This window comes from Rhodococcus sp. P4_B6 (genome assembly GCF_056402215.1).
Genome location: NZ_JBFUHV010000009.1, coordinates 1 through 22,779 on the forward strand (window position 1 = coordinate 1; position 22,779 = coordinate 22,779).

22 protein-coding genes and 1 pseudogene are annotated in these 22,779 nt (G+C 69.3%); 15 read left to right on the forward strand and 8 right to left on the reverse strand.

The features are described 5' to 3' along the window. Window positions 1-50 precede the first annotated feature (50 nt). Window positions 51-1,211 (reverse strand): ABC transporter substrate-binding protein, encoded by a 1,161-nt coding sequence (locus AC1DWT_RS06095; RefSeq protein ID WP_072943157.1) that lies wholly within the window; start codon window positions 1,209-1,211, stop codon window positions 51-53. A gap of 189 nt (window positions 1,212-1,400) precedes the next feature. Between AC1DWT_RS06095 and AC1DWT_RS06100 the strand changes: the two genes are divergently transcribed. Next, complete coding sequence (locus tag AC1DWT_RS06100; protein WP_095863272.1) at window positions 1,401-2,717, forward strand: FAD-dependent oxidoreductase; 1,317 nt, start codon at window positions 1,401-1,403, stop codon at window positions 2,715-2,717. A gap of 89 nt (window positions 2,718-2,806) precedes the next feature. Beyond that, window positions 2,807-4,060, forward strand: a complete 1,254-nt coding sequence (gene purD, locus AC1DWT_RS06105) for a phosphoribosylamine--glycine ligase (RefSeq protein ID WP_095863273.1) — start codon at window positions 2,807-2,809, stop codon at window positions 4,058-4,060. 47 nt (window positions 4,061-4,107) lie between these two features. On the opposite strand, the pseudogene AC1DWT_RS06110 reads toward purD, so the two are convergent. Continuing rightward, window positions 4,108-4,818 (reverse strand): annotated as a pseudogene (locus AC1DWT_RS06110) (SDR family NAD(P)-dependent oxidoreductase); the annotation flags it as partial. Continuing rightward, entirely contained in the window at window positions 4,815-6,203 is a 1,389-nt protein-coding gene (locus AC1DWT_RS06115; protein ID WP_095863274.1) for an MFS transporter, read from the reverse strand. The gene AC1DWT_RS06115 and the pseudogene AC1DWT_RS06110, both read right to left, overlap by 4 nt. 113 nt (window positions 6,204-6,316) lie before the next feature. Between AC1DWT_RS06115 and AC1DWT_RS06120 the strand changes: the two genes are divergently transcribed. The 6 genes from AC1DWT_RS06120 (at window position 6,317) to AC1DWT_RS06145 (ending at window position 10,760) form a co-directional block, all read left to right on the forward strand. After that, complete coding sequence (locus tag AC1DWT_RS06120; protein ID WP_095863275.1) at window positions 6,317-7,243, forward strand: LysR family transcriptional regulator; 927 nt, start codon at window positions 6,317-6,319, stop codon at window positions 7,241-7,243. Between the two features lie 23 nt (window positions 7,244-7,266). After that, window positions 7,267-8,433: a pyridoxal phosphate-dependent aminotransferase gene (locus AC1DWT_RS06125; protein WP_072942924.1), complete on the forward strand. Its 1,167-nt coding sequence runs from the start codon at window positions 7,267-7,269 to the stop codon at window positions 8,431-8,433. A gap of 91 nt (window positions 8,434-8,524) precedes the next feature. Beyond that, window positions 8,525-8,812 (forward strand): PLDc N-terminal domain-containing protein, encoded by a 288-nt coding sequence (locus AC1DWT_RS06130; RefSeq protein ID WP_072942926.1) that lies wholly within the window; start codon window positions 8,525-8,527, stop codon window positions 8,810-8,812. 56 nt (window positions 8,813-8,868) lie between these two features. Beyond that, complete coding sequence (locus AC1DWT_RS06135; protein WP_072942927.1) at window positions 8,869-9,288, forward strand: DUF1707 SHOCT-like domain-containing protein; 420 nt, start codon at window positions 8,869-8,871, stop codon at window positions 9,286-9,288. 105 nt (window positions 9,289-9,393) lie between these two features. Continuing rightward, window positions 9,394-9,987, forward strand: coding sequence for a PepSY domain-containing protein (locus AC1DWT_RS06140; RefSeq protein WP_072942929.1), 594 nt, complete (start codon window positions 9,394-9,396; stop codon window positions 9,985-9,987). A gap of 92 nt (window positions 9,988-10,079) precedes the next feature. Continuing rightward, window positions 10,080-10,760, forward strand: a complete 681-nt coding sequence (locus AC1DWT_RS06145; protein WP_095863617.1) for a DUF998 domain-containing protein — start codon at window positions 10,080-10,082, stop codon at window positions 10,758-10,760. On the opposite strand, the gene AC1DWT_RS06150 is transcribed toward AC1DWT_RS06145, so the two are convergent. Beyond that, window positions 10,747-12,270 carry an alpha/beta fold hydrolase gene (locus AC1DWT_RS06150; RefSeq protein WP_095863277.1) on the reverse strand — a complete coding sequence of 508 codons (1,524 nt, stop codon included), beginning with the start codon at window positions 12,268-12,270 and terminating at the stop codon, window positions 10,747-10,749. The two genes, AC1DWT_RS06145 and AC1DWT_RS06150, sit on opposite strands and share 14 nt — an antisense overlap. Window positions 12,271-12,369: 99 nt before the next feature. Here AC1DWT_RS06150 and AC1DWT_RS06155 point away from each other — a divergent pair, with 99 nt between their 5' ends. The 3 genes from AC1DWT_RS06155 to AC1DWT_RS06165 all read left to right on the forward strand — a co-directional run bounded on the left by AC1DWT_RS06155 (window position 12,370) and on the right by AC1DWT_RS06165 (window position 14,928). Beyond that, on the forward strand, window positions 12,370-12,999 hold the full coding sequence (locus AC1DWT_RS06155; protein WP_015888636.1) for a TetR/AcrR family transcriptional regulator: 630 nt from the start codon (window positions 12,370-12,372) through the stop codon (window positions 12,997-12,999). Between the two features lie 22 nt (window positions 13,000-13,021). Then, window positions 13,022-14,443: an adenylosuccinate lyase gene (gene purB, locus AC1DWT_RS06160; protein WP_072942936.1), complete on the forward strand. Its 1,422-nt coding sequence runs from the start codon at window positions 13,022-13,024 to the stop codon at window positions 14,441-14,443. Window positions 14,444-14,517: 74 nt separating this feature from the next. Beyond that, the gene (locus AC1DWT_RS06165; protein ID WP_095863278.1) at window positions 14,518-14,928 is read left to right on the forward strand and encodes an HIT family protein; all 411 of its coding nucleotides are present in this window, start codon (window positions 14,518-14,520) and stop codon (window positions 14,926-14,928) included. A gap of 37 nt (window positions 14,929-14,965) precedes the next feature. Here the strand turns inward: AC1DWT_RS06165 and AC1DWT_RS06170 are convergent, their stop codons facing one another. After that, on the reverse strand, window positions 14,966-15,709 hold the full coding sequence (locus AC1DWT_RS06170) for an NRDE family protein (protein WP_095863279.1): 744 nt from the start codon (window positions 15,707-15,709) through the stop codon (window positions 14,966-14,968). Between the two features lie 92 nt (window positions 15,710-15,801). Here AC1DWT_RS06170 and AC1DWT_RS06175 point away from each other — a divergent pair, with 92 nt between their 5' ends. Genes AC1DWT_RS06175 through AC1DWT_RS06185 form a run of 3 tightly spaced genes read left to right on the forward strand, consistent with a single transcriptional unit; the run spans window position 15,802 to window position 17,922 of the window. Beyond that, the gene (locus tag AC1DWT_RS06175; protein WP_072942942.1) at window positions 15,802-16,302 is read left to right on the forward strand and encodes a MarR family winged helix-turn-helix transcriptional regulator; all 501 of its coding nucleotides are present in this window, start codon (window positions 15,802-15,804) and stop codon (window positions 16,300-16,302) included. Further along, window positions 16,299-17,144 (forward strand): ABC transporter ATP-binding protein, encoded by an 846-nt coding sequence (locus AC1DWT_RS06180; RefSeq protein ID WP_095863280.1) that lies wholly within the window; start codon window positions 16,299-16,301, stop codon window positions 17,142-17,144. Before AC1DWT_RS06175 ends, AC1DWT_RS06180 begins: the two co-directional genes overlap by 4 nt. After that, complete coding sequence (locus AC1DWT_RS06185; protein WP_072942946.1) at window positions 17,104-17,922, forward strand: ABC transporter permease; 819 nt, start codon at window positions 17,104-17,106, stop codon at window positions 17,920-17,922. Before AC1DWT_RS06180 ends, AC1DWT_RS06185 begins: the two co-directional genes overlap by 41 nt. A gap of 9 nt (window positions 17,923-17,931) precedes the next feature. Here the strand turns inward: AC1DWT_RS06185 and AC1DWT_RS06190 are convergent, their stop codons facing one another. Genes AC1DWT_RS06190 through AC1DWT_RS06200 form a run of 3 tightly spaced genes read right to left on the reverse strand, consistent with a single transcriptional unit; the run spans window position 17,932 to window position 21,530 of the window. Then, complete coding sequence (locus AC1DWT_RS06190; RefSeq protein WP_095863281.1) at window positions 17,932-19,584, reverse strand: (2,3-dihydroxybenzoyl)adenylate synthase; 1,653 nt, start codon at window positions 19,582-19,584, stop codon at window positions 17,932-17,934. 36 nt (window positions 19,585-19,620) lie between these two features. Then, window positions 19,621-20,391 (reverse strand): SDR family oxidoreductase, encoded by a 771-nt coding sequence (locus tag AC1DWT_RS06195; RefSeq protein WP_095863282.1) that lies wholly within the window; start codon window positions 20,389-20,391, stop codon window positions 19,621-19,623. Beyond that, on the reverse strand, window positions 20,388-21,530 hold the full coding sequence (locus tag AC1DWT_RS06200) for an isochorismate synthase (RefSeq protein ID WP_477920034.1): 1,143 nt from the start codon (window positions 21,528-21,530) through the stop codon (window positions 20,388-20,390). Before AC1DWT_RS06200 ends, AC1DWT_RS06195 begins: the two co-directional genes overlap by 4 nt. Before the next feature lie 262 nt (window positions 21,531-21,792). Here AC1DWT_RS06200 and AC1DWT_RS06205 point away from each other — a divergent pair, with 262 nt between their 5' ends. Further along, window positions 21,793-22,743, forward strand: a complete 951-nt coding sequence (locus AC1DWT_RS06205; RefSeq protein ID WP_072942954.1) for an Lrp/AsnC family transcriptional regulator — start codon at window positions 21,793-21,795, stop codon at window positions 22,741-22,743. The last annotated feature ends 36 nt before the right edge of the window (window positions 22,744-22,779 follow it).

Here is a 22,779-nt window from a genome sequence, read left to right on the forward strand (position 1 = left end):
ACTGTGTCCCGCCCCTGAATTCAGGGGCGGGACACAGTGCTACTGCGGTGCTACTGCGGCGACACGAAGTCGCCGATGGGGACGAACTTGCCGTCCTCGACCTGGACCCGGACCACGCTGCGGGTGCCGACATGCTCGTCGGCGCTGAACGTGAGCGGAGGCATGACGCCTGTGTCGAGGGTGCCGCTCGCGACTATCGCGTCGGTGATGGACTCGGACGTGATCTCGCCGTCGATGGTCGCGAGAACCTGGGCGAACGCTTTGGCCGAACCGTAGGTTGCCAGCGAGTAGAAATCGGGCTTCTCGCCGGGCTTGTACTTCGCCAGTGCCTGACGGTATTCCTCGACCTCCGGGGTGTCGGCGGTGGGAGGCAGCGTGAGTGACACGGCGCGGAATCCGTCCGCATTCTTACCTGCCAGGTCGAGCAGGCTGTTGCCGACCGTAGGGGAGTAGCCGTAGCTGGGAATCTTCACACCCTGCAGCGCCATCTCGTTGAGGTAGGCGGCGGCCTCCTGGATCGGCAGAATCGTGAGGACCGCGTCGGGTGCGGCCGCACGGATCTGGGACACGAACGGGCTGTAGTCCGTGGTACCGAGCTTGACCTCCACCGTCGAAACCTCCGCACCGGCCTTCTCGAGCTCGGTCGTGGCGACTGCGCCCACATTCACGAACGCGGCCGGATCGTTGCGGATGATCGTGACCTTCTTGGCACCCTCGTCGAGTGCCCACTGCGCGGCAGCGCGCGCCTGGTTCTCGTAGAGCGTCTGGCTGCCGAACAACCCGTCCCGCGGCGGGTCGTACCAGGCGGCGGAGCCGCCGTAGGTCCCGAACACGGGGATCTTGTTCTGTTCGAGGACGAACGGAAACGTTGCTTCCGTGGTGGCCGTGCCGTTGGCGCCGACAATCGCGACAACCCGGTCGCGAGAGACCAACTGTCGCGCCACCTGAATCGTCTGCTGCGGATCGAAGGCATTGTCGACCGGCGTCCACTCGACGGGGCGTCCGTGGATCCCCCCTGCCGCATTGAGCTGATCGAAGAACGCTTGGGTGCCCGCCTCCTGCGGAAGACCGCCCGACGCCTGTGGCCCCGAGAGGGGAAGCCACGCACCGAGTTTGATCGGGCCACCCGCATCGCCGTCGCCGGCATGCGTTCCGCAGGCGGTCAAGGTTGTGGCGAGAACCACGCCGACCGTGAGAAGAATTTTCCGCACATCCACTCCTTGAATCGAGTTCAGTTCAATGGATGTTATAGGGGAACTCGTGTGTCGGCAATCACATTCGTGCACGACGCGGAGCCGCGCGGCTCGGCAATCTCCCGAACTATTGAACTGACTTCAGTTAAAGAGTTAGTGTGTCGGTGGTAACACAACGGCTCGGTCACATGCGATGAGGAGCATTGGATGGCAGAAATCGAAACCGACGTACTTGTGATCGGCGCCGGGATGGCCGGGTTGACTGCGGCCGCGCGGGCGGCGACCAGCGGAAAATCGGTTGTCGTCGTCGAGAAGTCCGCGGCGATCGGCGGGTCCGCGCAGTTCGCCGGATACGCATGGACCGCGCCTTCGCACGAGGTCATGGACGAGGTCAACCCGGACGGTGATCCGGAATTGCGGCGAGCGCTGGTCGACGGGTTCTCCGACGGAATCGACTGGATCCGGTCCCTCGGCGTCGACTGCGCGGACGCGGTCACCGTACTCCGCTACGGCACCGGGCATCAGTTCGACACCAACCGGTACATCGACGAGTGTCGTCGCCGAATCCGAAGTCACGGCGGTGAGGTGCACACAGGGGCAGAGACTCTCGCGCTGCTCCCGCTGGACGGTGGAGTCGCCGGTGCGCGTGTCCAGCTCGCGGACGGCACCGAATGTGAAATACATTCCCCGGCGACGATTCTTGCGACGGGCGGATTCCAGGCGAATCCCGAGTTGGCCTCCGCGCACATCCACCCCGCGGCGAGCGAGATGCAACTGCGTTCCAATCCCACCAGTGCGGGAGACGGACTTCGCCTGGCCGAGGCCGTCGGCGCGGCGACCGGGACGGATCGGTCCGGCTTCTACGGCCACCTCGTACCGACGGGCGTGCGCTTCCGCGACCCGTCCGATTTCGTCGCACTCTCGCTCTACTACAGCGAGCACGCGCTGTTGTTCAACCTCGACAACCGCCGTTTCACGGATGAGACCGTCGGGGACCATCTGACCACGATGGACCTGCTGGAGCAGCCCGAGTCGCGAGGGTTGCTCGTTGCCGATGCGCGGGTCTACCGCGACTGGATCACCGGCAGCTACGTGGAAGGCGCCGCGTCTCTCGACAAGTTCGACCTCGCGCAGCGCCGGGGTGGGCGGTGTGGAATCGCCGAGAACCTGGACGAGTTCGCCTACCTTCCCGAGGAGTGGGGCTACGACGGCGCTGCGATCGCACATCAGATCCGCTCTCTCAACGCGGCGGGTGCGGACGGGCAGCCTCCGCGGAGGTTCGACTCGTCCCCGCTCGACGAGGGTCCGTACTACCTCGTCGAGGCATGCCCGGCTCTGACGTTCCCGTTCCACGGCATCCGCATCGACGAGCACGGCCGTGTCCTCGATTCGGCGGGCGGCACGATCAGTGGACTGTTTGCCGCCGGATCGGACACCGGCGGACTCTACAACCGCGCATACACCGGAGGTATCGCACCTGCTCTGGTGTTCGGCTTGGCCGCCGCGGATCGAGCAGCTTGCTGACGCCCGTGAGTAATTGTCAACCGCCGGCGGTTAACAAGTACTCACGGGTGGCGGAGCCGCAGCCTGGCGCGGCCCGTAGGCTGACACCCGTGCGCGTACTCGTTATCGGCTCCGGAGCCCGTGAACATGCCCTCCTTCTCGCCCTTGCTCGCGATCCGGGTGTCAGTGCCCTGATGTGCGCGCCCGGCAATGCCGGGATCGGCAAGATCGCCGAGCAGCACTCGGTCGACATCGCGTCCGGGGAGGCGGTGTCGGCCCTCGCGAAGAAGCTGGACGCCGACCTCGTCGTGGTGGGCCCCGAGGTCCCGCTGGTGCTCGGTGTCGCGGACGCCGTCCGCGCGGCAGGCATCGCCTGCTTCGGCCCGTCGGCCGACGCCGCGCGTATCGAGGGTTCCAAGGCGTTCGCGAAGGACGTCATGGCCGCCGCCGGCGTGAAGACCGCGCACAGCGAGATCGTCGACTCGCCCGCCAAGCTGGACGAGGCACTGGACCGCTTCGGGCCCAACTGGGTGGTCAAGGACGACGGCCTCGCGGCGGGCAAGGGTGTCGTGGTCACCACCGATCGGGACGCCGCCCGCGACCACGCGGCCGAACTGCTCGAGAACGGCCACCCCGTCCTCCTCGAATCCTTCCTCGACGGTCCCGAGGTGTCGCTGTTCTGCGTCGTCGACGGTGAGACCGTCGTGCCGCTGCTGCCGGCCCAGGACCACAAGCGGGTCGGCGACGGCGACACCGGACCCAACACCGGCGGCATGGGCGCCTACACGCCGCTCCCGTGGCTGCCGGAGCAGACCGTGACCCAGATCGTCGACGACGTCGTGAAGCCGGTGGCCGCCGAGCTCGTCGCCCGCGGCAGCGCCTTCAGCGGTCTGCTGTACGCCGGGCTGGCGATCGGCAAGGACGGCCCGGCCGTCGTCGAGTTCAACTGCCGTTTCGGTGACCCCGAGACCCAGGCGGTTCTCGCGCTGCTGAAGAGCCCGCTCGGGGAGCTGCTGAACGCGGCGGCCACCGGAACGCTCGACCGGGTCGCGCCGCTCGAATGGCAGGACGGCTCGGCGGTGACTGTCGTGGTCGCGGCCGAGCACTACCCGGCGACCCCGCGTACCGGCGACGTGATCACCGGCGCCGACGGTGACGGCGTCCTGCACGCAGGCACGAAGCTCGTCGACGACCAGGTGGTCTCCGCAGGCGGACGCGTGCTCAGCGTGGTCGGCGTCGGAGCCGACCTCGACGCGGCGCGCGCCGACGCGTACTCCAAGATCTCCGCGATCAAGCTGCCGGGAAGCCACTTCCGGAAGGACATCGGGCTGGCCGCGGTCGAGGGCCGCATCGCCATTCCCTGAGGTCGAAGCACTGTAGAAGCAGGCGTGCACCCCCGGAGTATCCGGGGGGTGACCATGCCTGCGTCGGCGGACGCGAGCCACGCGACGAGGGAAGCGACCTCCGACGGTTCCACCAGTCGCTTGATCGCACTCTCGGTGAGCATCACCTTCTCGATCACCTCGGACTCGCTGATGCCGTGCACCTGCGCCTGATCCGCGATCTGCTTCTGCACCAACGGCGTCAGGACGTATCCGGGGTTGACGCAGTTGCTGGTGACGCCGTGCGGACCGCCCTCGAGGGCCGTCACCTTCGACAGTCCCTCGAGCCCGTGCTTGGCGGTGACGTACGCGGCCTTGAACGCCGACGCGCGGAGTCCGTGCACCGACGAGACGTTGACGATGCGCCCGAAACCCGTCGCATACATGTGCGGCAGGGCGGCACGGATCAGCAGGAACGGCGCCTCGACCATCAGAGTCTGGATGCGCCGGAAGTCCTCGGGGCGGAATTCCTCGATGGGACTGATGGTTTGGATCCCGGCGTTGTTGACGAGGATGTCCGTCTCGAGCCGCAACTCGGTGAGCGGATCGGTGTCGAGGAGGTCGACGTGCCACGCCGTTCCGTCGATGTCGTCGGCGAGGCTCTTGGCGGCCACGTCGTCGACATCGGCGACGGTGACGTGGGCTCCGCGCGCGGCGAGCGCCCGGGCGCAGGCCGCGCCGATGCCGCTGGCGCCGCCGGTGACGAGCGCGGTGCGCCCGCTCAGGTTCTGCTCGGTCATGCCGGGACCTCGTTCTTCGCGCCTGCGGCCTTCTCGTCGGCGAGGATCTGCGCGTCCGCCGCGTCGATCGACTCGAGCGAGATGCCCTTGGTCTCCCGGGCGACGACGACGGCGACGGCGGTGATCAGGCAGGCGATCGCCAGGTAGATCGCGATCGGAACGGCCGAGTCGTACTTGCTGAGCAGGCTGGCCGCGATGATCGGCGCCAGCGAACCCGCCACGATCGACGTCACCTGGTAGCCGAGGGAGACACCCGAGTACCGCATGCGGGTCGGGAACATCTCGGCCATGATCGCCGGCTGACCGGCGTACATGAACGCGTGGAACACCAGTCCGATGATGATCGCCGCAAGGATGACGGCGTTGTGCCCGCTGTTCATCATCGGGAAGGCGAAGAAGCCCCACGTGCCCGCGGTCAGCGCACCGATCATGTAGACGGGACGACGGCCGATGATGTCGGAGAGCCGCCCGACGAGCGGGATCGCCGCGAAGTGCACGGCATGGGCGATCAGCATCCACCAGAGGATCTGCGCGGTGTCCGTGTGGACGACCACCTTGAGGTACGTGATCGAGAACGTGACCACCAGGTAGTACATGACGTTCTCACCGAAGCGCAGGCCCATCGCCGTCAGCACGCCGCGGGGGTAACGCTTGAGCACCTCGAAGACGCTGAACGACGTCTCCTTGATGTGCTCCGCTTCCTTCTGCGCCTGGATGAAGATCGGCGCGTCCGTCACCTTCGTGCGGATGTAGTAGCCGACGAGGACGATGACGGCGGACAACCAGAACGCCACACGCCAGCCCCAGCTGAGGAAGGACTCGTCGGACAGCGTCGTCGTGAGGATCAGCAGGACCACGGTCGCGACGAGGTTGCCCGCGGGCACACCGGCCTGCGGCCACGACGCCCAGAAGCCGCGGGATTTGCTGGGGCTGTGCTCGGCCACCAGCAGCACCGCGCCGCCCCACTCGCCGCCGACGGCGAATCCCTGGATGAAGCGGAGCGTGACGAGCAGGGCGGGGGCCCAGTACCCGATCTGGCCGTAGGTGGGCAGGCAGCCCATCAGGAACGTGGCCGTGCCGACGAGCAGGAGGCTGAACTGCAGTAACTGCTTGCGGCCGAACTTGTCGCCGAAGTGACCGAAGACGATGCCGCCGAGCGGCCGGGCGACGAAGCCCACGGCGTAGGTCACGAACGCCGCGATGATCGCGTCGAGTTCGTTGCCCCCGGCCGCGAAGAAGACCTTGCTGAACACGAGCGTCGCCGCGGTCCCGTAGAGGAAGAACTCGTACCACTCGACGACGGTGCCGGCCATGGATGCGCCGACCACCTTCTTCAGCCCGGACGGCGGGGCTTCCTTCACGTGCGCTGTATCGTCGACGCTCATCTGTCGCTCCTCTTCACACTCCGCACCCTGTTGTGACTGGGGGCACAGTTCATTGGTCCTGCCGAGTATTGATGCATATTTGTGCGCACACAATGACGCAACCTGCAACCCGCATGTGCAAATATGCAGAAGTGACGCCCGGAACAGCCATGCCCAGCCCCGACGACCTCCTCGTTCTGCTGGCAGTGGGGCGAACCGGCCGCTTCAATACGGCCGCCGACGACCTGGGTGTCAACCACACGACCATCTCGCGCCGGATCGCGAGTCTGGAGAAAAGCCTCGGCGGCCGGGTGCTCGTGAAGGCCGCGGGCGGATGGGAACTCACCGACCTCGGGCGGCAGGCGCTGACCGCGGCCGAACGCGTGGAGGCCGCCGTCCACGGACTCGTCGCCGAACCCGGCGGCGCCGACCACCTGAAGGGAGTGGTCCGGGTGTCGGCGACCGACGGGTTCAGCGCCTACATCGCGGCGCCCGCAGGCGCGCTGATCCGCAGCAGGCACCCCGACGTGTCCGTGGAGATCGTCGCGATCACCCGCCGGGCCTCGCAGCATCGCTCGGGACTCGACATCGAGATCGTCGTGGGCAAACCGCAGGTGCACCGGGCGGAGGCGCTGTGGCTGGCCGACTACACCCTCGGCCTGTACGGGGCGCGGTCGTATCTGTCCGAACACGGCACCCCGACCCGAGTGAATGATCTGGCCGATCATTCACTCGTCTACTTCATCGACTCGATGCTGCAGGTCGACGAACTCGACCTGGCGCGCCGCCTCACCGTCTCGATGCGCGAATCGGTGACGTCCACCAACGTGTTCGTGCACGTCGAGGCCACCCGGGCGTCGGCTGGCATCGGGCTGCTGCCGTGCTTCATGGCCGACCGCCACGACGACCTCGTGCGGGTGCTGCCCGGGCAGGTCGAGGCCACGCTGGCGTACTGGCTCGTGGCGCGGCCCGAGTCGCTGCGACGACCGGAGGTCGCGGCGGTGGTGGGGGCGATCCGGGAGACGGTGGAATCGCAGCGGGACGCGTTGGCGGGGGAGTGAGCGCGTCACGCTAGCGTCATGGGGTGCGTCCCGAATCCCAGCGGTCCAACATCCAGACCTTCCACGTGATGGACGTGTGGAAGGCCGCCACCGAACGTCAGCGCACCCACGGCGACGTGCTGACCCTCGCGGCCGGGCAGCCGTCCACGCCCGCGCCGCAGCCGGTGCTCCGCGCGACGCGGGAAGTGCTCGACGGGCACCTGCTCGGCTACACCGAGACGTTCGGGATCCTGCCGCTGCGGGAGGCGATCGCCGGATATCACGCCGGCAAGTCCGGGATCGACGTCGACGCCGAGGACGTCGTCGTGACCACCGGTTCCTCCGGCGCATTCACGCTGCTGTTCCTCGCCGCCTTCGACGTCGGCGACACCGTCGTGGTGGCCCGCCCCGGCTACCCGGCCTACCGGAACACGCTCGCCGCGCTCGGCTGCAACGTCATCGAGATCGACTGCGGAGCCGACACCCGGTTCCAGCCGACGGTCGCGATGCTCGACGCCCTGCCCGAGCCGCCCGCCGGACTGATCGTCGCGAGCCCCGCCAACCCCACCGGCACCGTCATCGACCCCGGCGAACTGGCCGCCCTCGCCCGCTGGTGCGACGCCCACGGGACGCTGCTGATCTCCGACGAGATCTATCACGGCATCGGATACGGCGATCAGGCGATGACCAGCTCGTGGGAGACGTCCCGCGAATCCGTCGTCGTCGGCTCGGTGTCCAAGTACTTCTCGATGACGGGCTGGCGGCTGGGCTGGATGCTGGTCCCCGAGGGGCTGCGCCGGCCGTTGCAGCGGCTGGCGTCGAACATGACGGTGTGCCCGCCCGCCATCTCCCAGTACGCGGCGATCGCGGCGTTCACCGAGGAATCGAGGGCCGAACTCGACGGCCACGTCCAGCGCTACGCCGTCAACCGGGAGTTGCTGCTCACCGGACTTCCCGAGCTGGGCATCACCGACCTGGCACCCGCCGACGGGGCGTTCTACGTCTACGCCGACATCGGGCACCTGCTCGGCGGATCCCACGGCGCGACGTCGACGGAATGGTGCTCGCGGCTGCTGCAGGACACCGGTCTTGCGCTGGCCCCCGGCATCGATTTCGACACCGTCCACGGAGACAAGACCGTCCGGCTGTCGTTCGCCGGGTCCACGGCCGAGGTCCGGGAATCCCTGGTGCGACTGGGCCGCTGGCTGTAGCCGCGGTTCACTCTTGCGGCGATGCCGCAGCAGTTGTTCGATGGACTTGGGCGCACCGCGTGTTCGGGCGCGCCAGGCAAGGAGAACGACGATGCTGTACGTCGCGTTGCTCGCATTCGTGTTGTGGGTCCTGTGCTTCGCCGACGCCGTCACCACCGACGACGACCAGTTCCGGAACCTCTCGAAGGAGGGGTGGCTGGTGATCGTGCTGCTGCTTCCGCTCGTCGGCTCGGTGCTGTGGCTCGTGGCCGGGCGGCCGCAGAAGATTCCGCGCGATCGGCTGCCCGCCGATCCGGAGGAAGCCGAGTTCGTGCGGCGGTGCCGGGAACGCGCGGAGGAACAGCGCCGGCAAGGTTTCCACGGGCGCGACCAGGAATAGAAGGCCTACACTGTGGCTAGGATTACAGTGTTACAAACCAGGCGCGAGGCGACGACATGAGCGACATCAGTCATCCACAGCCACCCCTTCCTGGCGGAGTCCGCATCGGGACCGTGGAGCGGGAGCAAGCAGCGGCGGCACTCGCCGAACATTTCGCAGCCGGACGGCTCGAGACCGACGAGTTCGACGCCCGGGTGCGGGCGGCGTACCTCGCCAAGACCGCCGGCGACCTCGTGCCGCTGTTCGCGGATCTTCCGGACAAGCAGCGCTTCACGCCCGAACCCGAACGGGTGCGCGTGCGACGCGACCCCGGGCGGGAGGCGGCGGCGCTGCGGGTACTCGTGTTCGTGGTGGCCATCCTCGCCGCGATCCTGTGGGTCGCGTTGGTCCGCGTCCCCCCGCTCGTCTTCCTGCCCATCGTGTGGCTCGTGCTCGCCCGGCGCAGCTTCGGGCGGGGGTCGTGTCGGGCGTGGTGAGGGTCTGACTCGGGCCGAGAACTGGCGAAAACTACCGCGAGGTCGGTTGTGGCTCCCGTACTCTGACAGGCAGGTTTGACGCCGTCGAGCGATCGAGGAGCCACGATGACCAGCAGAATTGTGCGCTGTGCGAGCCTGATCCCGGTAGTCGCGGCCTCCGCGCTGCTGCTGGGCGGATGCGGTTCTGACAGCGGTGACACCCCGTCGACCTCCGCCAGTGCCACGGCGTCGGCCTCCGCTGCGATGACGTCGCCGACCGCCACGAGCGCGGCAGGGGCCGCGGCGGTCACCAAGGAACAGGCGGAGCAGACCGCTGTCGCGACGGTCCCGGGCGGCACGGTCGTGAACTCGGAGCAGCAGCAGCGGGACGGTAAGCCGGTGTGGCACGTCCACATCCGCGACACACGGGGCTACGACTACGACGTGAACGTCGACGCGGCGACCGGCACCGTGGTGTCCGACAGCCAGGACGGGCAGACCACCACGGCGGCCGCACCCGCACCGCCCGCCGGCGCGGTGACCCAGCAGCAGGCGGAGCAGATCGCCCTGGCAACGGTCCCGGGCGGCACGGTCGCGAATTCGGAGCAGCAGCAGCGGGACGGTAAGCCGGTGTGGCACATTCACATCCGCGACGCCAAGGGCTGGGACTACGACGTCAACGTCGACGAGGCGACCGGGGCCGTCCTCCCCGACAACTGACCGCAGTGGGTAGAACGACTCAGATGACCGTCTCGGGAAGATGGGTAAGTTACCCGATGCCCGGACGGTGACGTCGCCCTAGCGTCGTGGTCATGGTCACCACGTCAGTTCGCGTGTCACGCCCCGACTTCCAGCGGTGGGCGGCCCGCGCGGGCGTCGCGGGTCCGGTGTTGTTCACCGCGGGATTTTTCGTCCAGGAGGCATTTCGCCAAGGCGACTACAGCCGGATCGCCGACCCGATCAGTGCTCTCGAGGCGGACCCACGCGGATGGATCCAACAGCTGAATTTCGTGGCCTTCGCCGTGCTGCTGACGATCTTCGCGATCGGACTCCATCGCGGCATCGCGAAAACGCGGTACGGCTGGGCAGGGCCCGCTCTGCTCGGCGTGGCGGCGGTGGGGCTGATACTCGCCGCAGTGTTTCCGTTGCGCGAAGATCCGGCAGGGGAGCCCTACGACCCGGGCCACCACGTGATCGCGGGGGTCACGTTCTTCTCGTGCAGCGCCCTCGCCCTGGTGGTGCTGTCGCGCCGGTTCGCCGCCGATCCGCGGTGGCGCGGCCTGGCGCGGTACGTCGGGGTCGCCGGAATTCTCGGTCTGGGCTGTTTCGTGTTGCTCGGCCGGTTCGCGATGCCGGGCGGCGCACCGTTGCACGAGGTCGCCGGGCTCCTCCAGCGCATGACAGTTCTCGCCGTCACGTTCCCGGCGCTGGTGGCGATCGCGCTGCGGCTCCGTCGCCTCGCCTGCCGGCCTCCGGCTCTCACCCGGTCGTGAACACCGGCATCTGCACTCGCGTGAGGCAACTCGTGTCGTAGCCGCCGGTCGGCTGCTCGAGGAAGCCGATCGTGACGGCCGGGGCGCAGTCCGAGGACTGCAGCACGTCGTGGCCGAGTCCGGGAAACTCGAGCACCTCGGACCGCGACAGGGTGGCGGCAGCGGTGCGCGCCTGCGACGGCGGAGTAACGGCGTCGAGCGATCCGGTGAGGAGCAGGGTCGGCACGTTGCTTCCCGTCGGCTCGTGCACGCGGACGTCGGACGCGGGCACGTCCCAGACGTCGCAGTCGTCGAAGATCCGGGCGGCCTGCGGCACCAGCGACAGCACCGCGTCCGGGAAGTCCGGGAGCACCTGCTTCGCGGTGGCGGCAACCTGCCCACGGTCGGTGAACGCCGTCTGCTCACCGCAGAACACCCCGAACGTCAGTCCGTAGCCGATGAGGCCGGGCGGCGTCACCGTGCCGAGCAGTGCGGTCGCGGCCGGGACGCCGTCGCCGGTGGCGGTCGCGTGGACGAGCGCGGGGAGTCCGGCGTAGTTGCCCGGCGCGAGGCTCTGCTGGATGACCAGATTCGCGAACGTGTACCCGTCGAGCACGACGCGTCTGCCGGACAGGTCGACGGTCAGCGGAGCGACGGCCAGGCGGTTCACGGTCGCGGTGAATTCGTCCTCGAGGCCCGGGTAGGCCTCGGCGCACGCCGGCTGCGCCGCGCACGCGTCGAACAGTGCTCGGTAGCCCGCGGCGGCGCCCGGCCAGAAGCCCTCGATGATGTTGTTCTGCGTCGGCACGACCGAGTCCAGCACCACGCTGCGGATGCCGTCCGGGTGGTCGCGGAGCACGGTGAGTGCGAGGTCGGTGCCGTACGAGACGCCGTAGACGTTCCACTCGTCGAGGCCGAGCGCCACCCGCAGATCCGCGACGTCGGCGGCGTTCTCCGCGGTGTCGTAGGCGCCGAGGTCGTAACCGCCCCCGGTGACCCGGTCGCGGCAGGTCCGAGTGGCCTCGACGTCGAGGGGTGCGGTCGCCGGATCGAGCGGGCTCAGAGCCGTCTGCGCCGCCTGGAACTCGTCGATCTCGGGGCATGCCAGGAAGGGGTCGGAATGCATGGTGCCGCGCTGGCCGAGGAACAGGACGTCGCGATCCCGGTTCAGCCCGAGCGGCGCGACCTGGGCGGCACTCGCCGGCGCGGGCCCGCCCGGACCTCCCGTGAGATAGACGAGAGGGTCGGGTCGCGGGGTCGCGGACGTGGCACCGAGCCGCGTCACGGCCAGTTCGATGCGTCGTCCGTCCGGACGGGAGCGGTCCTCCGGAACGGTCAACGTGCCRCAGCTGAACTCGGCGCCGAGGTCCAGTTGCGGCAGTCCGGGGACGTTCGGCGACGGGCATGCGGCGGCGGTGAAGACGGCCGCCGGATCGGGTGCCGGATCGCCGGCGGACCCGCACGCCGACGCCAGGACCATCGGCGCCGTCGCCGCGCATCCCAGGGCCAGCATCCGCACCGACACCCGCATCGTTCCGACGCTACGCCGGTGCGCGGCACCACCCACATACTTCGCGGTCTGTCGCCCAATCTGCCCTGGTGCGGCATCCGCGGCTGGCAGGATGAATTGGTGTCATCCGCGGCAACTCCGAAGGGCGAACGGCGCCGACAGGCGCTGGTCGAGGCTGCCGCCGATCTGCTCCTCGAGGGTGGATTCGACGCGGTCCGGCACCGCTCGGTGGCCACCCGCGCCGACCTTCCGCTCGCGTCGACCACCTACTACTTCGAGTCGCTGGACGACCTGATCGCGAAGGCAGTCGAATGCAACGGCAACCGCGACCTCGCGGTCATGCGCGGCCGCGTCGAGGACGTGACGCACCGGCGCCGCGGCCGCGAGTCCACCGTCGACCTCCTCCTCGACCTGCTCGTCGGACCGGCCCTGATCAGTGAGGACTGCCGCGAGAGGCTGATCTCCCGGTACGAGCGGTTCACGGCCTGCGCGCGCCGCCCCGAACTGCGCGAAGTCCAGTTGCGGTTGCGCGCGCAACTGGACGACGTCCTGACCGAGGCGCTGCGGCGCTCCGACCGCGACGTCCGGCAGGAGCAACTCCGGCGGCTCGTCGCCGTCGTCGACGGAGCCGTGGTCACCGCGCTCGGCGAGCACGACCCCGACCTGCGGGCCCTCGCCCGGGCGATGCTGCTCGACGTCGTCGACGTCGTCGCGCCCGCCCTCGACCGGCCGGACCACGTCGAGCTGTAGCGCCGCCGTAAACTGAGGACTCGTGAGCCGCATCCCGAACGTCCTTGCCAACCGTTACGCCAGCCCCGAACTCGTCGAGTTGTGGTCGCCCGAGCACAAGATCGTCCTCGAGCGTCAGCTGTGGCTCGCCGTGCTGCGGGCTCAGGCGGAACTCGGGATCGACGTGCCGGCCGAGGCGCTCGCCGACTACGAACGCGTGCTCGAGCAGGTGGACCTCGACTCCATCGCCGACCGCGAGCGCGTCACCCGCCACGACGTGAAGGCCCGCATCGAGGAGTTCAACGCCCTCGCCGGCCACGAGCAGGTCCACAAGGGGCTGACCAGCCGCGACCTCACCGAGAACGTCGAGCAGTTGCAGATCCTGCGGTCGCTCGAGCACGTCCACGCACACGGTGTCGCGGTCGCGGCCCGGCTGGCCGAGCGGGCCGCCGAGTACAGCAGCCTCGTCATGGCAGGCCGCTCGCACAACGTCGCGGCGCAGGCCACCACCCTGGGCAAGCGGTTCGCGTCCGCCGCCGACGAACTGCTCGTCGCGCTCACCCGGCTGCGTGAGCTGATCGACCGCTACCCGCTGCGCGGCATCAAGGGCCCCATGGGCACCGCGCAGGACATGCTCGACCTCCTCGACGGTGACTCGTCCAAGCTGGAGGCGCTGGAGCAGAAGGTCGCCGAGCATCTCGGCTTCTCCCACGTGTTCACGAGCGTCGGCCAGGTGTACCCGCGGTCGCTGGACCACGACGTGCTGTCCGCGCTGGTGCAGGTGGCGGCGGGGCCGTCGTCGTTCGCGCACACCATCCGCCTGATGGCGGGCCACGAACTGGTCACCGAGGGCTTCCAGCCCGGGCAGGTCGGGTCGTCGGCGATGCCGCACAAGATGAACACCCGCTCCTGCGAGCGCGTCAACGGACTGCAGGTCGTGCTCCGCGGATACGCGTCGATGGCCGCCGAACTGGCGGGCGCGCAGTGGAACGAGGGTGACGTGTTCTGCTCGGTGGTGCGCCGCGTCGCGCTGCCGGACGCGTTCTTCGCGATCGACGGACTCATCGAGACGTTCCTGACGGTGCTCGCCGAATTCGGCGCCTACCCCGCCGTCATCGAGAAGGAACTCACCCGGTACCTGCCGTTCCTCGCCACCACCAAGGTCCTGATGGCGCTGGTGCGGGCCGGAGTGGGCCGGGAGACCGCGCACGAGGTCATCAAGGAACACGCCGTCGCCGTCGCGCTGGCGATGCGTGAGCAGGGCAAGGAGCCCGACCTCCTCGACCGGCTCGCCGCCGACGACCGCCTGCCCCTCGACCGGGCCGCCCTCGACCAGGCTCTCGCCGACAAGAAGGCGTTCATCGGTGCCGCAGAGGCGCAGGTCGCCACGGTCGTGGCGCAGGTGCAGAAGCTCGTCGACGCCAACCCCGAGGCGGCCGCCTACCAGCCGTCCCCGATCCTGTAGGCGGCTCCGCCGCCCGTGCGCCTTTCTGGTTGCTGGGACTACCAAAAAGGCGCACAAGCACCGGAGGTGCCTACGTGAACTGCATTTTCTGCGAGATCGTGTCCGGCCGTTCCGATGCCAGCGTCGTGTACGAGGACGAGAACGTGATGGCGTTCATGGACATCCGGCCGTGGACGTCCGGACATCTGCTGGTGGTCCCGAAGCGGCATGCGAGCGGGCTCGCCGACCTCGACCCGGGCGACGGCGCGGCGGTGTTCGCGGTGGGGCAGCGTCTCGCGACCGCGCTGCGGCACGGGCCGATGCGGGCTCAGGGCGTCAACCTGTTCCTGGCCGACGGGATCGCCGCCGGCCAGGAGGTCTTCCACGTCCACCTGCACGTCGTTCCGCGGACTGCCGGTGACGGGTTCGGGTTGCGCGGAATGCCGAAGTCGCCGAGCCGGATCGCGCTCGATCAGACGGCGGGGGTCATCCGGTCCTCCCTCTGAGGTGAGTGGCAAAGCGTGCGGGAGCACACTTTGCCACTCACGTGGGGAGGGGGCCGTTCTCGTCGAAGCGTCGCTCGGTGATGTCGTAGGTGCCGTCCGCCCGGACCCGCAGCAGGGTCGACGCCCGCGTCCCGTACTCGCCGTGGCGGATGAACCGGGACGACAGGGCGCGTTCGAGTTCGGGTGCGACGCCCGTGTCGGGCAGCGCGTCCCACGGTGCCGGGTCGCTGTCGGCGAGCACGTCGAAGTACGCCCCCGGATCTGTGTCGGGGCTGCCGTCGTCCGCGGCGAGCGCGGCGGCGAACGCCTGTTTGCCGCCCGTCACCTTCGGCCACGGGGTGTCGAGTTCGGCGTTGGACAGGCCGTGGACGCCGGGTTCGACGCGCTGGATGCGACCGTGGGGCCGGTTGGTGACCCACCACAGTTCTGCGGCGTCGCCGACGAGCAGGTTGAAGCTGCCGTACTCGGCGCCGGTCGCGGCCACCTGTTCGGCGTGGTCGGCGGGTGAGAGCAGGCCGCGGAGGTAGTCGACGGGCAGGTCTCCGCGGGACCGGGCCCCGGTCGCGGGGGCGCCGTCGCGGACGTTGGTGACGGCCGCGAACCGCAGGGCGTCGGAGATGCCCATCCACGTTCCGCCTGCGAGCAGATCGCGGCCCGCGACGAAGCCGTCCTCCCATCGGTGCAGCGGTTCGGTGGGGCGGGCGTAGAACTCGTCGCGGTTGGCCGCGACGACGAGGGGGAGATCGGGGCGGGTATGCCAGGCGAACAGAACCAGGCACATACGGACGTCTCCTCGTCACCCTCGGTTACACGGTTGCAGGCCCGAGCGTAGCCGCCCTCGTAATACCTCTGAAACAGAGCTATATTGTGGGTATGGCACAGAACGAGGCTCCCGACCACTCCGGGTTGGCGCCTGCCGAGCAACTCTTCGCCGCAATCGGATTGTTGCGCAGGCACACCCGCCGACGCGTCGGCCGGCCGTGGCCGGAGACGCCGCTGACCGGGTCGCAGGTGGAGTTGGTGCGACTGCTCCGCCGCAGGCCCGGGACCTCCGTCGCGGAGGCCGCGGCGGCACTGGGTCTCGCGGCGAACACCGTCTCCACCCTCGTGCGGCAACTCACGGACGCCGGGCTGATCGAACGGGTGCGGGACGAGTCCGACCGCCGCGTCGCCCGCCTGGCGCTCACCGGCGCGGCGCGGTCGCAGGTCGAGCGCTGGCGCGACCGCCGCAATCTCGAGGTCGCGGCCGCATTCGACGGACTGAGCGCCGAGGACAGGGCGGCCATCGAATCCGCCATTCCCGCCCTCATCCGCCTCGCCGGAGCGCTCCATCCGGATCGCGCCGAGGACAGCGATCAGGAGGTCGCCCGATGATATTTCGCAGGGAGAAGGCCGCCGCACGAGCGCGGCCGTCCCGCAACGCGCTGGAACTGTCGCATGTGACCTACCGGTTCGGCGACTACACCGCGGTGAACGACCTGAGCCTCGTGATCGAGGCGGGCGAGTGTTTCGGCCTTCTCGGCCCGAACGGCGCGGGGAAGACCACGACGATCCGGCTGCTCAACACGCTTCTTCCGCTGCAGGACGGTGACGTCGGCATCTTCGGATACGACGTGCGCTCTCAGGCGATGTCCGTTCGACGGCTGCTGGGGTACGTGCCGCAGCAGTTGTCGATCGAAGGCGCGCTCACCGCCCGGGAGAACGTGTCCTGGTTCGCCCGCCTCTACGACGTCCCGCGGTCCGAACGCCGCGGCCGGGTGAACGAGGTGCTGGAGATGGTGGATCTCGCCGACGTCGCCGATCGGGTGGCGTCGAGTTTCTCCGGCGGCATGGTCCGGCGCCTCGAACTCGCGCAGGCGCTGGTCAACCGGCCGTCGCTGCTGGTGCTCGACGAACCGACGGTCGGGCTCGATCCGGTCGCGCGGGATTCGGTGTGGACCCGCGTCACCGAGATGCAGAAGCAGTACGGGATGACGGTGCTGCTCACCACCCACTACATGGAAGAGGCCGAGGCGCTGTGTGATCGGATCGCGCTGATGCACCGGGGCGAACTGCGCGCGGTCGGTTCGCCGGCCGGACTCGTCGCCGCACTCGGGCCGGACGCGACGCTCGACGACGTCTTCCGCCACTACACCGGTGACAGTCTCACCGCCGACGAGAAGGGAGGGCTCCGGGATGTCCGTAGCGCCCGCCGCACCGCGCGTCGTCTGGGGTGAACCGCCGACCCGCGGTGTGCTCCGGCTGATCTCGCGGATCGCCACGTTCTGTCTGGTCGAGTTGCAGAAACTCCGTCACGACCGAACGGAGTTGGTGACCCGTGCGATCCAGCCGATCCTGTGGCTCGTCATCTTCGGGGAGACGTTCAGCCGCATCCGTGCGATCCCGACCGGCGACGTCCCCTATCTGGACTACCTGGCGCCGGGCATCATCGCGCAGTCGGCGCTGTTCGTCGCGATCTTCTACGGCATCCAGATCATCTGGGAACGCGACGCCGGTGTCCTCACCAAATTGCTCGTGACACCCACTCCGCGTGCGGCTCTCGTGACGGGCAAGGCGTTCGCGGCCGGTGTCCGCGCGGTGGCCCAGGCCGTGGTCGTGGTGGTCGTGGCGGCGCTGCTCGGCGTCGCGATGACGTGGAACCCGCTGCGCCTCCTGGGCGTCGTCGTGGTGGTGGTGCTGGGAGCGGCGTTCTTCTCGTGCCTGTCGGTGGCGATCGCGGGGGTGGTGCTCAAACGTGACCGGCTGATGGGGATCGGGCAGGCGATCACCATGCCGCTGTTCTTCGCGTCGAACGCGCTGTATCCGGTGGAACTCATGCCGGGATGGGTCCAGGCGATCAGCCGGGTCAACCCGCTGAGCTACGAGGTGTCCGCGCTCAGGGGGCTGCTCATCGGCCAGCCGACCAACTACTGGCTCGATTTCGGGGTGCTCGTGGCAGCCGCGGTGCTCGGGATCGCCGTCGCGTCCGCGCTGCTGGGGAGACTGTCCCGGTAGCCGGCCGGGTCACGACGTGACGAACGTCTTCTCCAGTGCCCGGCGCAGTTCCGACTTGCTGATCTTGCCGATACCGGTGACCGGGAACTCGTCGACGAACACCACCTTGTCGGGCACCTTGTAGTCGGCGAGTCCGCGGCCGCGGACGAACTTCTTGAGTTCCACGGCCTTCGGCTGCTCGCCCTGGACGACGACGAACGCGCAACTGCGTTCGCCGAGGTACTGGTCGGGCATCGACACGACCGCGACGTCGGCGACGGCGGGGTGCACGAGCAGATGGTTCTCGACCTCTTCCGCGGCCACCTTCTCGCCGCCGCGGTTGATCTGGTCCTTCGCGCGGCCCTCGACGACGAGATAGCCGTCGTCGGTGAGGCGGACGATGTCGCCGGTGCGGTAGAAGCCGTCCTCGGTGAACGCCGTCGAATTGTGTTCGGGGGCCCGGTAGTACCCGCGGATGGTGTAGGGGCCGCGGGTGAGCAGATGACCGGACGTGCCGCTCGGGACGGGTTCGCCGTGGTCGTCGACGACCCGCACCTCGTCGTCGGGGCTGATCGGCCGGCCCTGGGTGGTGACGATCGTGTCTTCCGGGTCGTCGAGCCGGGTGTAGTTGACCAGTCCCTCGGCCATCCCGAAGACCTGCTGCAGCGTGCACGCGAGTTCGGGCCGCACCCGCTTGGCGGCCTCGGCGCTGAACTTCGCGCCACCGACCTGCAGCACCTCGAGACTCGAGATGTCCCGTTCCGTGCGGGCGGCGGCGGACAGCCACGCCAACGCGAGCGGCGGCACCAGCGACGCGATCGTGACGCCCTCCCGCTCGATGAGCGCGAACGCGGTGTCGGGACTCGGATCCGGTGCGAGCACCACGCGGCCACCGGCGTGCAGCACGCCGAGGATGCCGGGGGAGCTCATCGGGAAGTTGTGCGCCGCAGGGAGAACGACCAGCAGGCGGGTGTTCTCGTCGATGCCGCAGATGCGGTCCGACTCACGCACCGAGTACAGGTAGTCGGTGTGGGTGCGCGGGATCAGCTTCGACACCCCGGTCGTTCCGCCGGAGAGCTGCAGGAATGCCACGGATTCCGGACCTGCCGCCGGCTCGTCCGAGATCGGGTCCGCCGTGCGCAGTTCGTCGAGGGAGGTGAACTCCTCCGCGTCCCCGGCCACGAAGACTGTCGGCGGGTTCTCCGCCGACGCCACCACGTCGCGGGCGAGCGTGCGATAGTCGAAACCGGCGTGCGTGTCGGTGACGACGTAGGCCGCGGCGTCGGCGAAACTGCAGAAGTAGGAGATCTCCTGGGAGCGGTGCGCGGGCAACGCGAACACCGGCAGGGCGCCGAGCCGGAAGACCGCGAAGATCACCTCGACGTACTCGACGATGTTCGGCAGTTGCACCACCACCCGATCGCCGGGCTGCACCCCCGACGACTGCAGCCCGGCGGCGAGCCGGTCGGCGCGGTCGGACAGTTCCCGGTAGGTGAGGGCGCGGTCGGTCCCGGACGCGTCCGGTCCGGTCACGGCGATCGCGTCCCCGAATCGCTCGGCGCGGGCGCCCAGGAACTGCTGGAACGTCTCGTCCGTCCAGTACCCGGCGGCACGGTACCGTGCGACGAGTTCGGCGGGATAGCCGGTGGTGGTCTCCAGGGGAGCGCGAACGCTCGTGGTCATCGAAAGTCCTTTCACGGGCACGGCTGTTCGGGGCGGTCAGGCTTGGAGGGTAGCGCCGCCGTCGACGTAGAGCGCCTGCATGGTGATATGCCGCGCGCGATCCGACAGGAGGAACTCGACGGAGTCGGCGATGTCGGCGGCGTCGGCGATGCGACCCAGCGGGATGCCGACCTTGAACGAGCCCAGGTCGCCGTCGATCGCGCCGCGCGCCCCGGTGTCGTCGTCGGGGTCCGACCACAGTGACCGCTGCATCGCGGTGTCCGTCGAGCCGGGGGCGACGATGTTGGCGCGGATCCCGTATTCGGCCAGCTCGAGGCCGAGTACCCGGACGATCATCGCGACGGCGGCCTTGGACGCGCCGTACGCGCCCATCCCGGTGCGGGGGACGCCCGCGGCGTTGGAGCCGACCACGACGATGGAACCGGCTGAGCGGTCCCGCATTCCGGTGCCGACGGCCCGCAACACGTTGACGAGGCCGGTGACGTTGACGTCGAACACGCGCTGCCAGCTCGCGGGATCGGCGTCGAGCACCGACCCGGTTTCGAGTACCCCGGCCACGTGCGCGAGGGCGGTGACGGGACCGTGCTCGTCCTCGATCCGGCGAACCGTGTCCGTGACCCCGGCGGTGTCGCGGATGTCGGTGACGGCGGTGCCGAGCGGAGGGGCGTCGAGCAGTGCGGCGGTGGCGGCGAGGCCGTCGGCGTCCCGATCGAGCAGTACCAGGCGGTGACCGGACCGCGACAGGGTGACGGCGGTGGCCCGCCCGATGCCCTGCGCCGCCCCGACGACCAGTGTCGTGCCGCTCATCGGGGAAGTCCCAGTGCCGCGAGGACGGTGCCCAGTTTGGTTGTGGTCTCGGCGAGTTCGTCGTCCGGTTCGGACGCGGCGACGATGCCCCCGCCCGCGTACGCCGTGACGGTGGTGCCGTCGGCGTCGATCTGCGCGCACCGGATGGTGACCATCCATTCGCCGTCACCGTCGGCGTCGGCCCAGCCCACGGCGCCGGCGTAGAAGCCGCGGTCGCCCTCGAGTTCGCCGATCAGCGTACGCGCGGCGTCGGTGGGGGTGCCGCACACCGCCGGTGTCGGGTGCACGGCGACGGCCAGGTCCAGCGCGGTCACCGAGCGGTCCCGCAGCCGTCCCGCCACGGGTGTGCCGAGGTGCCACAGTTGGGGTGTGCTGGTGAGGGTGGGCCGGTCGGGGATGTCGAGTTCGGTGCAGAACGGTTCGAGGCTCGCGCGCAGCGCGTCGACGACGAGGGCGTGTTCACGCAGGTTCTTCTCCGAGGAGGCGAGGTTCTCCGCTGTCTGCCGGTCGATCTCGGGGTCGGCGTGCCGGGGAGCCGAGCCGGCGAGAGGATGGCAGGTCACGGTGTCGCCGCGGCGGCGGATGAGTACCTCCGGGCTCGAGCCGACGAGGTGCCGTCCCGACCATCCGGTGCCCGCGGAGCCCAGGTCGACGCTGAAGCCGTTGCCGCCGAGGTCGTTCGCGACGAGCCGGGCGAGCAGCGTGTGCGGGTGCAACGGTTCTTCGGCGTGCAGGACGACCGATCGGGCGAGCACCACCTTGTGCAGTGCGGCCTCGGGTTCGCGCAGCACGTGGATCGCGGCGGCGACGCGGGCGAGGTGGTCGTCCTCCGGGGGGACCGACGTTCCGGCGCGCACGTGCGGAATCGTCTGCAGGCGAGGAGCCCAGCTTCCCGGGTGATGACGCAGCGTCTGCGGCGCGACCAGCGCGGCGGGGTGGGACGGGTCGAAGGCGAGTGCCCCGGCCACCGAGGTCACGGTGCCGCTCTTCAGGGCGGCGGCGGCGTCGCGGGCGGAGTCGAAACCGGTGCGGGTGCCGTCCGCGATCACGGTGCCGTGCGGGCGGGAGAGGACGAACGGCGCGCCCGGCGGAAGGTCCGCCGAAGTCTCTGCGGACCCGGCAACGGCCGTCGACTGCATGTGCGATCACCTTTCGTAGTGGACAACTGCGGCGCGCGTCGCGATGCGTACCGTCACACCCCGACCATATACGGTTAGCCTAACCTTTGGCGGCTCACCTTCTCGGCCGGCGGTCCGAGACCGGGGCGTATTGCCCTGCAGTCCAGCGGTTTCGATCCTTCATGCGCGGGTGCGATTCGGTCCGCGACCGGATCGGAGTTCTCGACGTCAACGACTGGCCTAACATCGCATGCACACGTGGCATGGAGGGCAGGCTTCTGCAATGACCGAACGCAGGTTCTCGCTCGATCAGCGGATCGTCGCCGCCCTCCAGGTCGACGGGCGGTGCTCGTGGAGTCGGATCGCCCAGGCGCTCGGCGAACCCGAGCGGAACGTGACCCGGCACGGCATCGCGCTCCTCGAGTCCGGCCGAGTGGCCGTCACCGCCGTCGCGAACAGCGGCGGCACCGCGATCGTCCGTCTCCAGTGCTCCCCGGGAACGGTGCGGGTGGCGGCGAGCGCCCTCGCCCAGCGCAGTGACTGCATCTTCGTGTACATCCTCACCGGCACCGCCGACTGCGTGGCCGAGATCCACGTGTCGCGGGACCGCCTGCCGAAACTCGTCATGGACGAACTGCCCGCGACGATGGGCGTCGTCCGGAGCTGGACGGACCCCGTGCTGCGGTACTTCCGCACGGTCCGTGAATGGGAGGCCGGGGTGCTGACCCCCGCCGAGAAGGAATCGATCGGCGGGGTCGCGCCTCCGGCGTCGTTCCTCACCGACCTGGAACGCGGAACCCGGGATCCCATCGACCGCACCATCATCCGCGAACTCATGCAGAACGGGCGGGTGGGCACCACGGCCCTCGCCCGGACCGCGGGGGTGTCCGAGGCGACGGCGCGGCGACGCGTCCAGTCGCTGCTCACCGAGGGGGCGATCAGTCTCCGGGTGGTGGTGGATCCGGCACTGTTCGGGCTGCGGGCCGAGGCGATGCTGTTCATCAAGACCCAGCGCAACCGGATCGAACCGCTGGTGCGGGGAATGCTCGAGATGCCCTACGTGCGGTACGCCGCGGGCACGGCCGGCGAGTACCAGGTGGTCGCGAACATCGCCGCACCCGACGAGTCGGTGCTCTACGACTACATCACCACCGCCCCGTGGGTGGCGGACGCGCTGGCGCTGGAAACCAACATGGTGGTGCAGGCGGTCAAGCGCAGCGGCAGGGTGATGTGACGGATTTCGACATCAGACGGCCCCTCCGGCGCGTCT

Coding starts and splice junctions, on each gene's coding strand:
- AC1DWT_RS06180 (WP_095863280.1), top strand. CDS start 16,299: ATGATATTTCGCAGGGAGAAGGCCGCCGCACGAGCGCGGCCGTCCCGC.
- AC1DWT_RS06135 (WP_072942927.1), top strand. CDS start 8,869: ATGAGCGACATCAGTCATCCACAGCCACCCCTTCCTGGCGGAGTCCGC.
- AC1DWT_RS06140 (WP_072942929.1), top strand. CDS start 9,394: ATGACCAGCAGAATTGTGCGCTGTGCGAGCCTGATCCCGGTAGTCGCG.
- AC1DWT_RS06120 (WP_095863275.1), top strand. CDS start 6,317: ATGTGCAAATATGCAGAAGTGACGCCCGGAACAGCCATGCCCAGCCCC.
- AC1DWT_RS06190 (WP_095863281.1), bottom strand. CDS start 19,584: ATGACCACGAGCGTTCGCGCTCCCCTGGAGACCACCACCGGCTATCCC.
- AC1DWT_RS06195 (WP_095863282.1), bottom strand. CDS start 20,391: ATGAGCGGCACGACACTGGTCGTCGGGGCGGCGCAGGGCATCGGGCGG.
- AC1DWT_RS06175 (WP_072942942.1), top strand. CDS start 15,802: ATGGCACAGAACGAGGCTCCCGACCACTCCGGGTTGGCGCCTGCCGAG.
- AC1DWT_RS06100 (WP_095863272.1), top strand. CDS start 1,401: ATGGCAGAAATCGAAACCGACGTACTTGTGATCGGCGCCGGGATGGCC.
- AC1DWT_RS06205 (WP_072942954.1), top strand. CDS start 21,793: ATGACCGAACGCAGGTTCTCGCTCGATCAGCGGATCGTCGCCGCCCTC.
- AC1DWT_RS06170 (WP_095863279.1), bottom strand. CDS start 15,709: ATGTGCCTGGTTCTGTTCGCCTGGCATACCCGCCCCGATCTCCCCCTC.
- AC1DWT_RS06185 (WP_072942946.1), top strand. CDS start 17,104: ATGTCCGTAGCGCCCGCCGCACCGCGCGTCGTCTGGGGTGAACCGCCG.
- AC1DWT_RS06145 (WP_095863617.1), top strand. CDS start 10,080: ATGGTCACCACGTCAGTTCGCGTGTCACGCCCCGACTTCCAGCGGTGG.
- AC1DWT_RS06200 (WP_477920034.1), bottom strand. CDS start 21,530: ATGCAGTCGACGGCCGTTGCCGGGTCCGCAGAGACTTCGGCGGACCTT.
- AC1DWT_RS06115 (WP_095863274.1), bottom strand. CDS start 6,203: ATGAGCGTCGACGATACAGCGCACGTGAAGGAAGCCCCGCCGTCCGGG.
- AC1DWT_RS06130 (WP_072942926.1), top strand. CDS start 8,525: ATGCTGTACGTCGCGTTGCTCGCATTCGTGTTGTGGGTCCTGTGCTTC.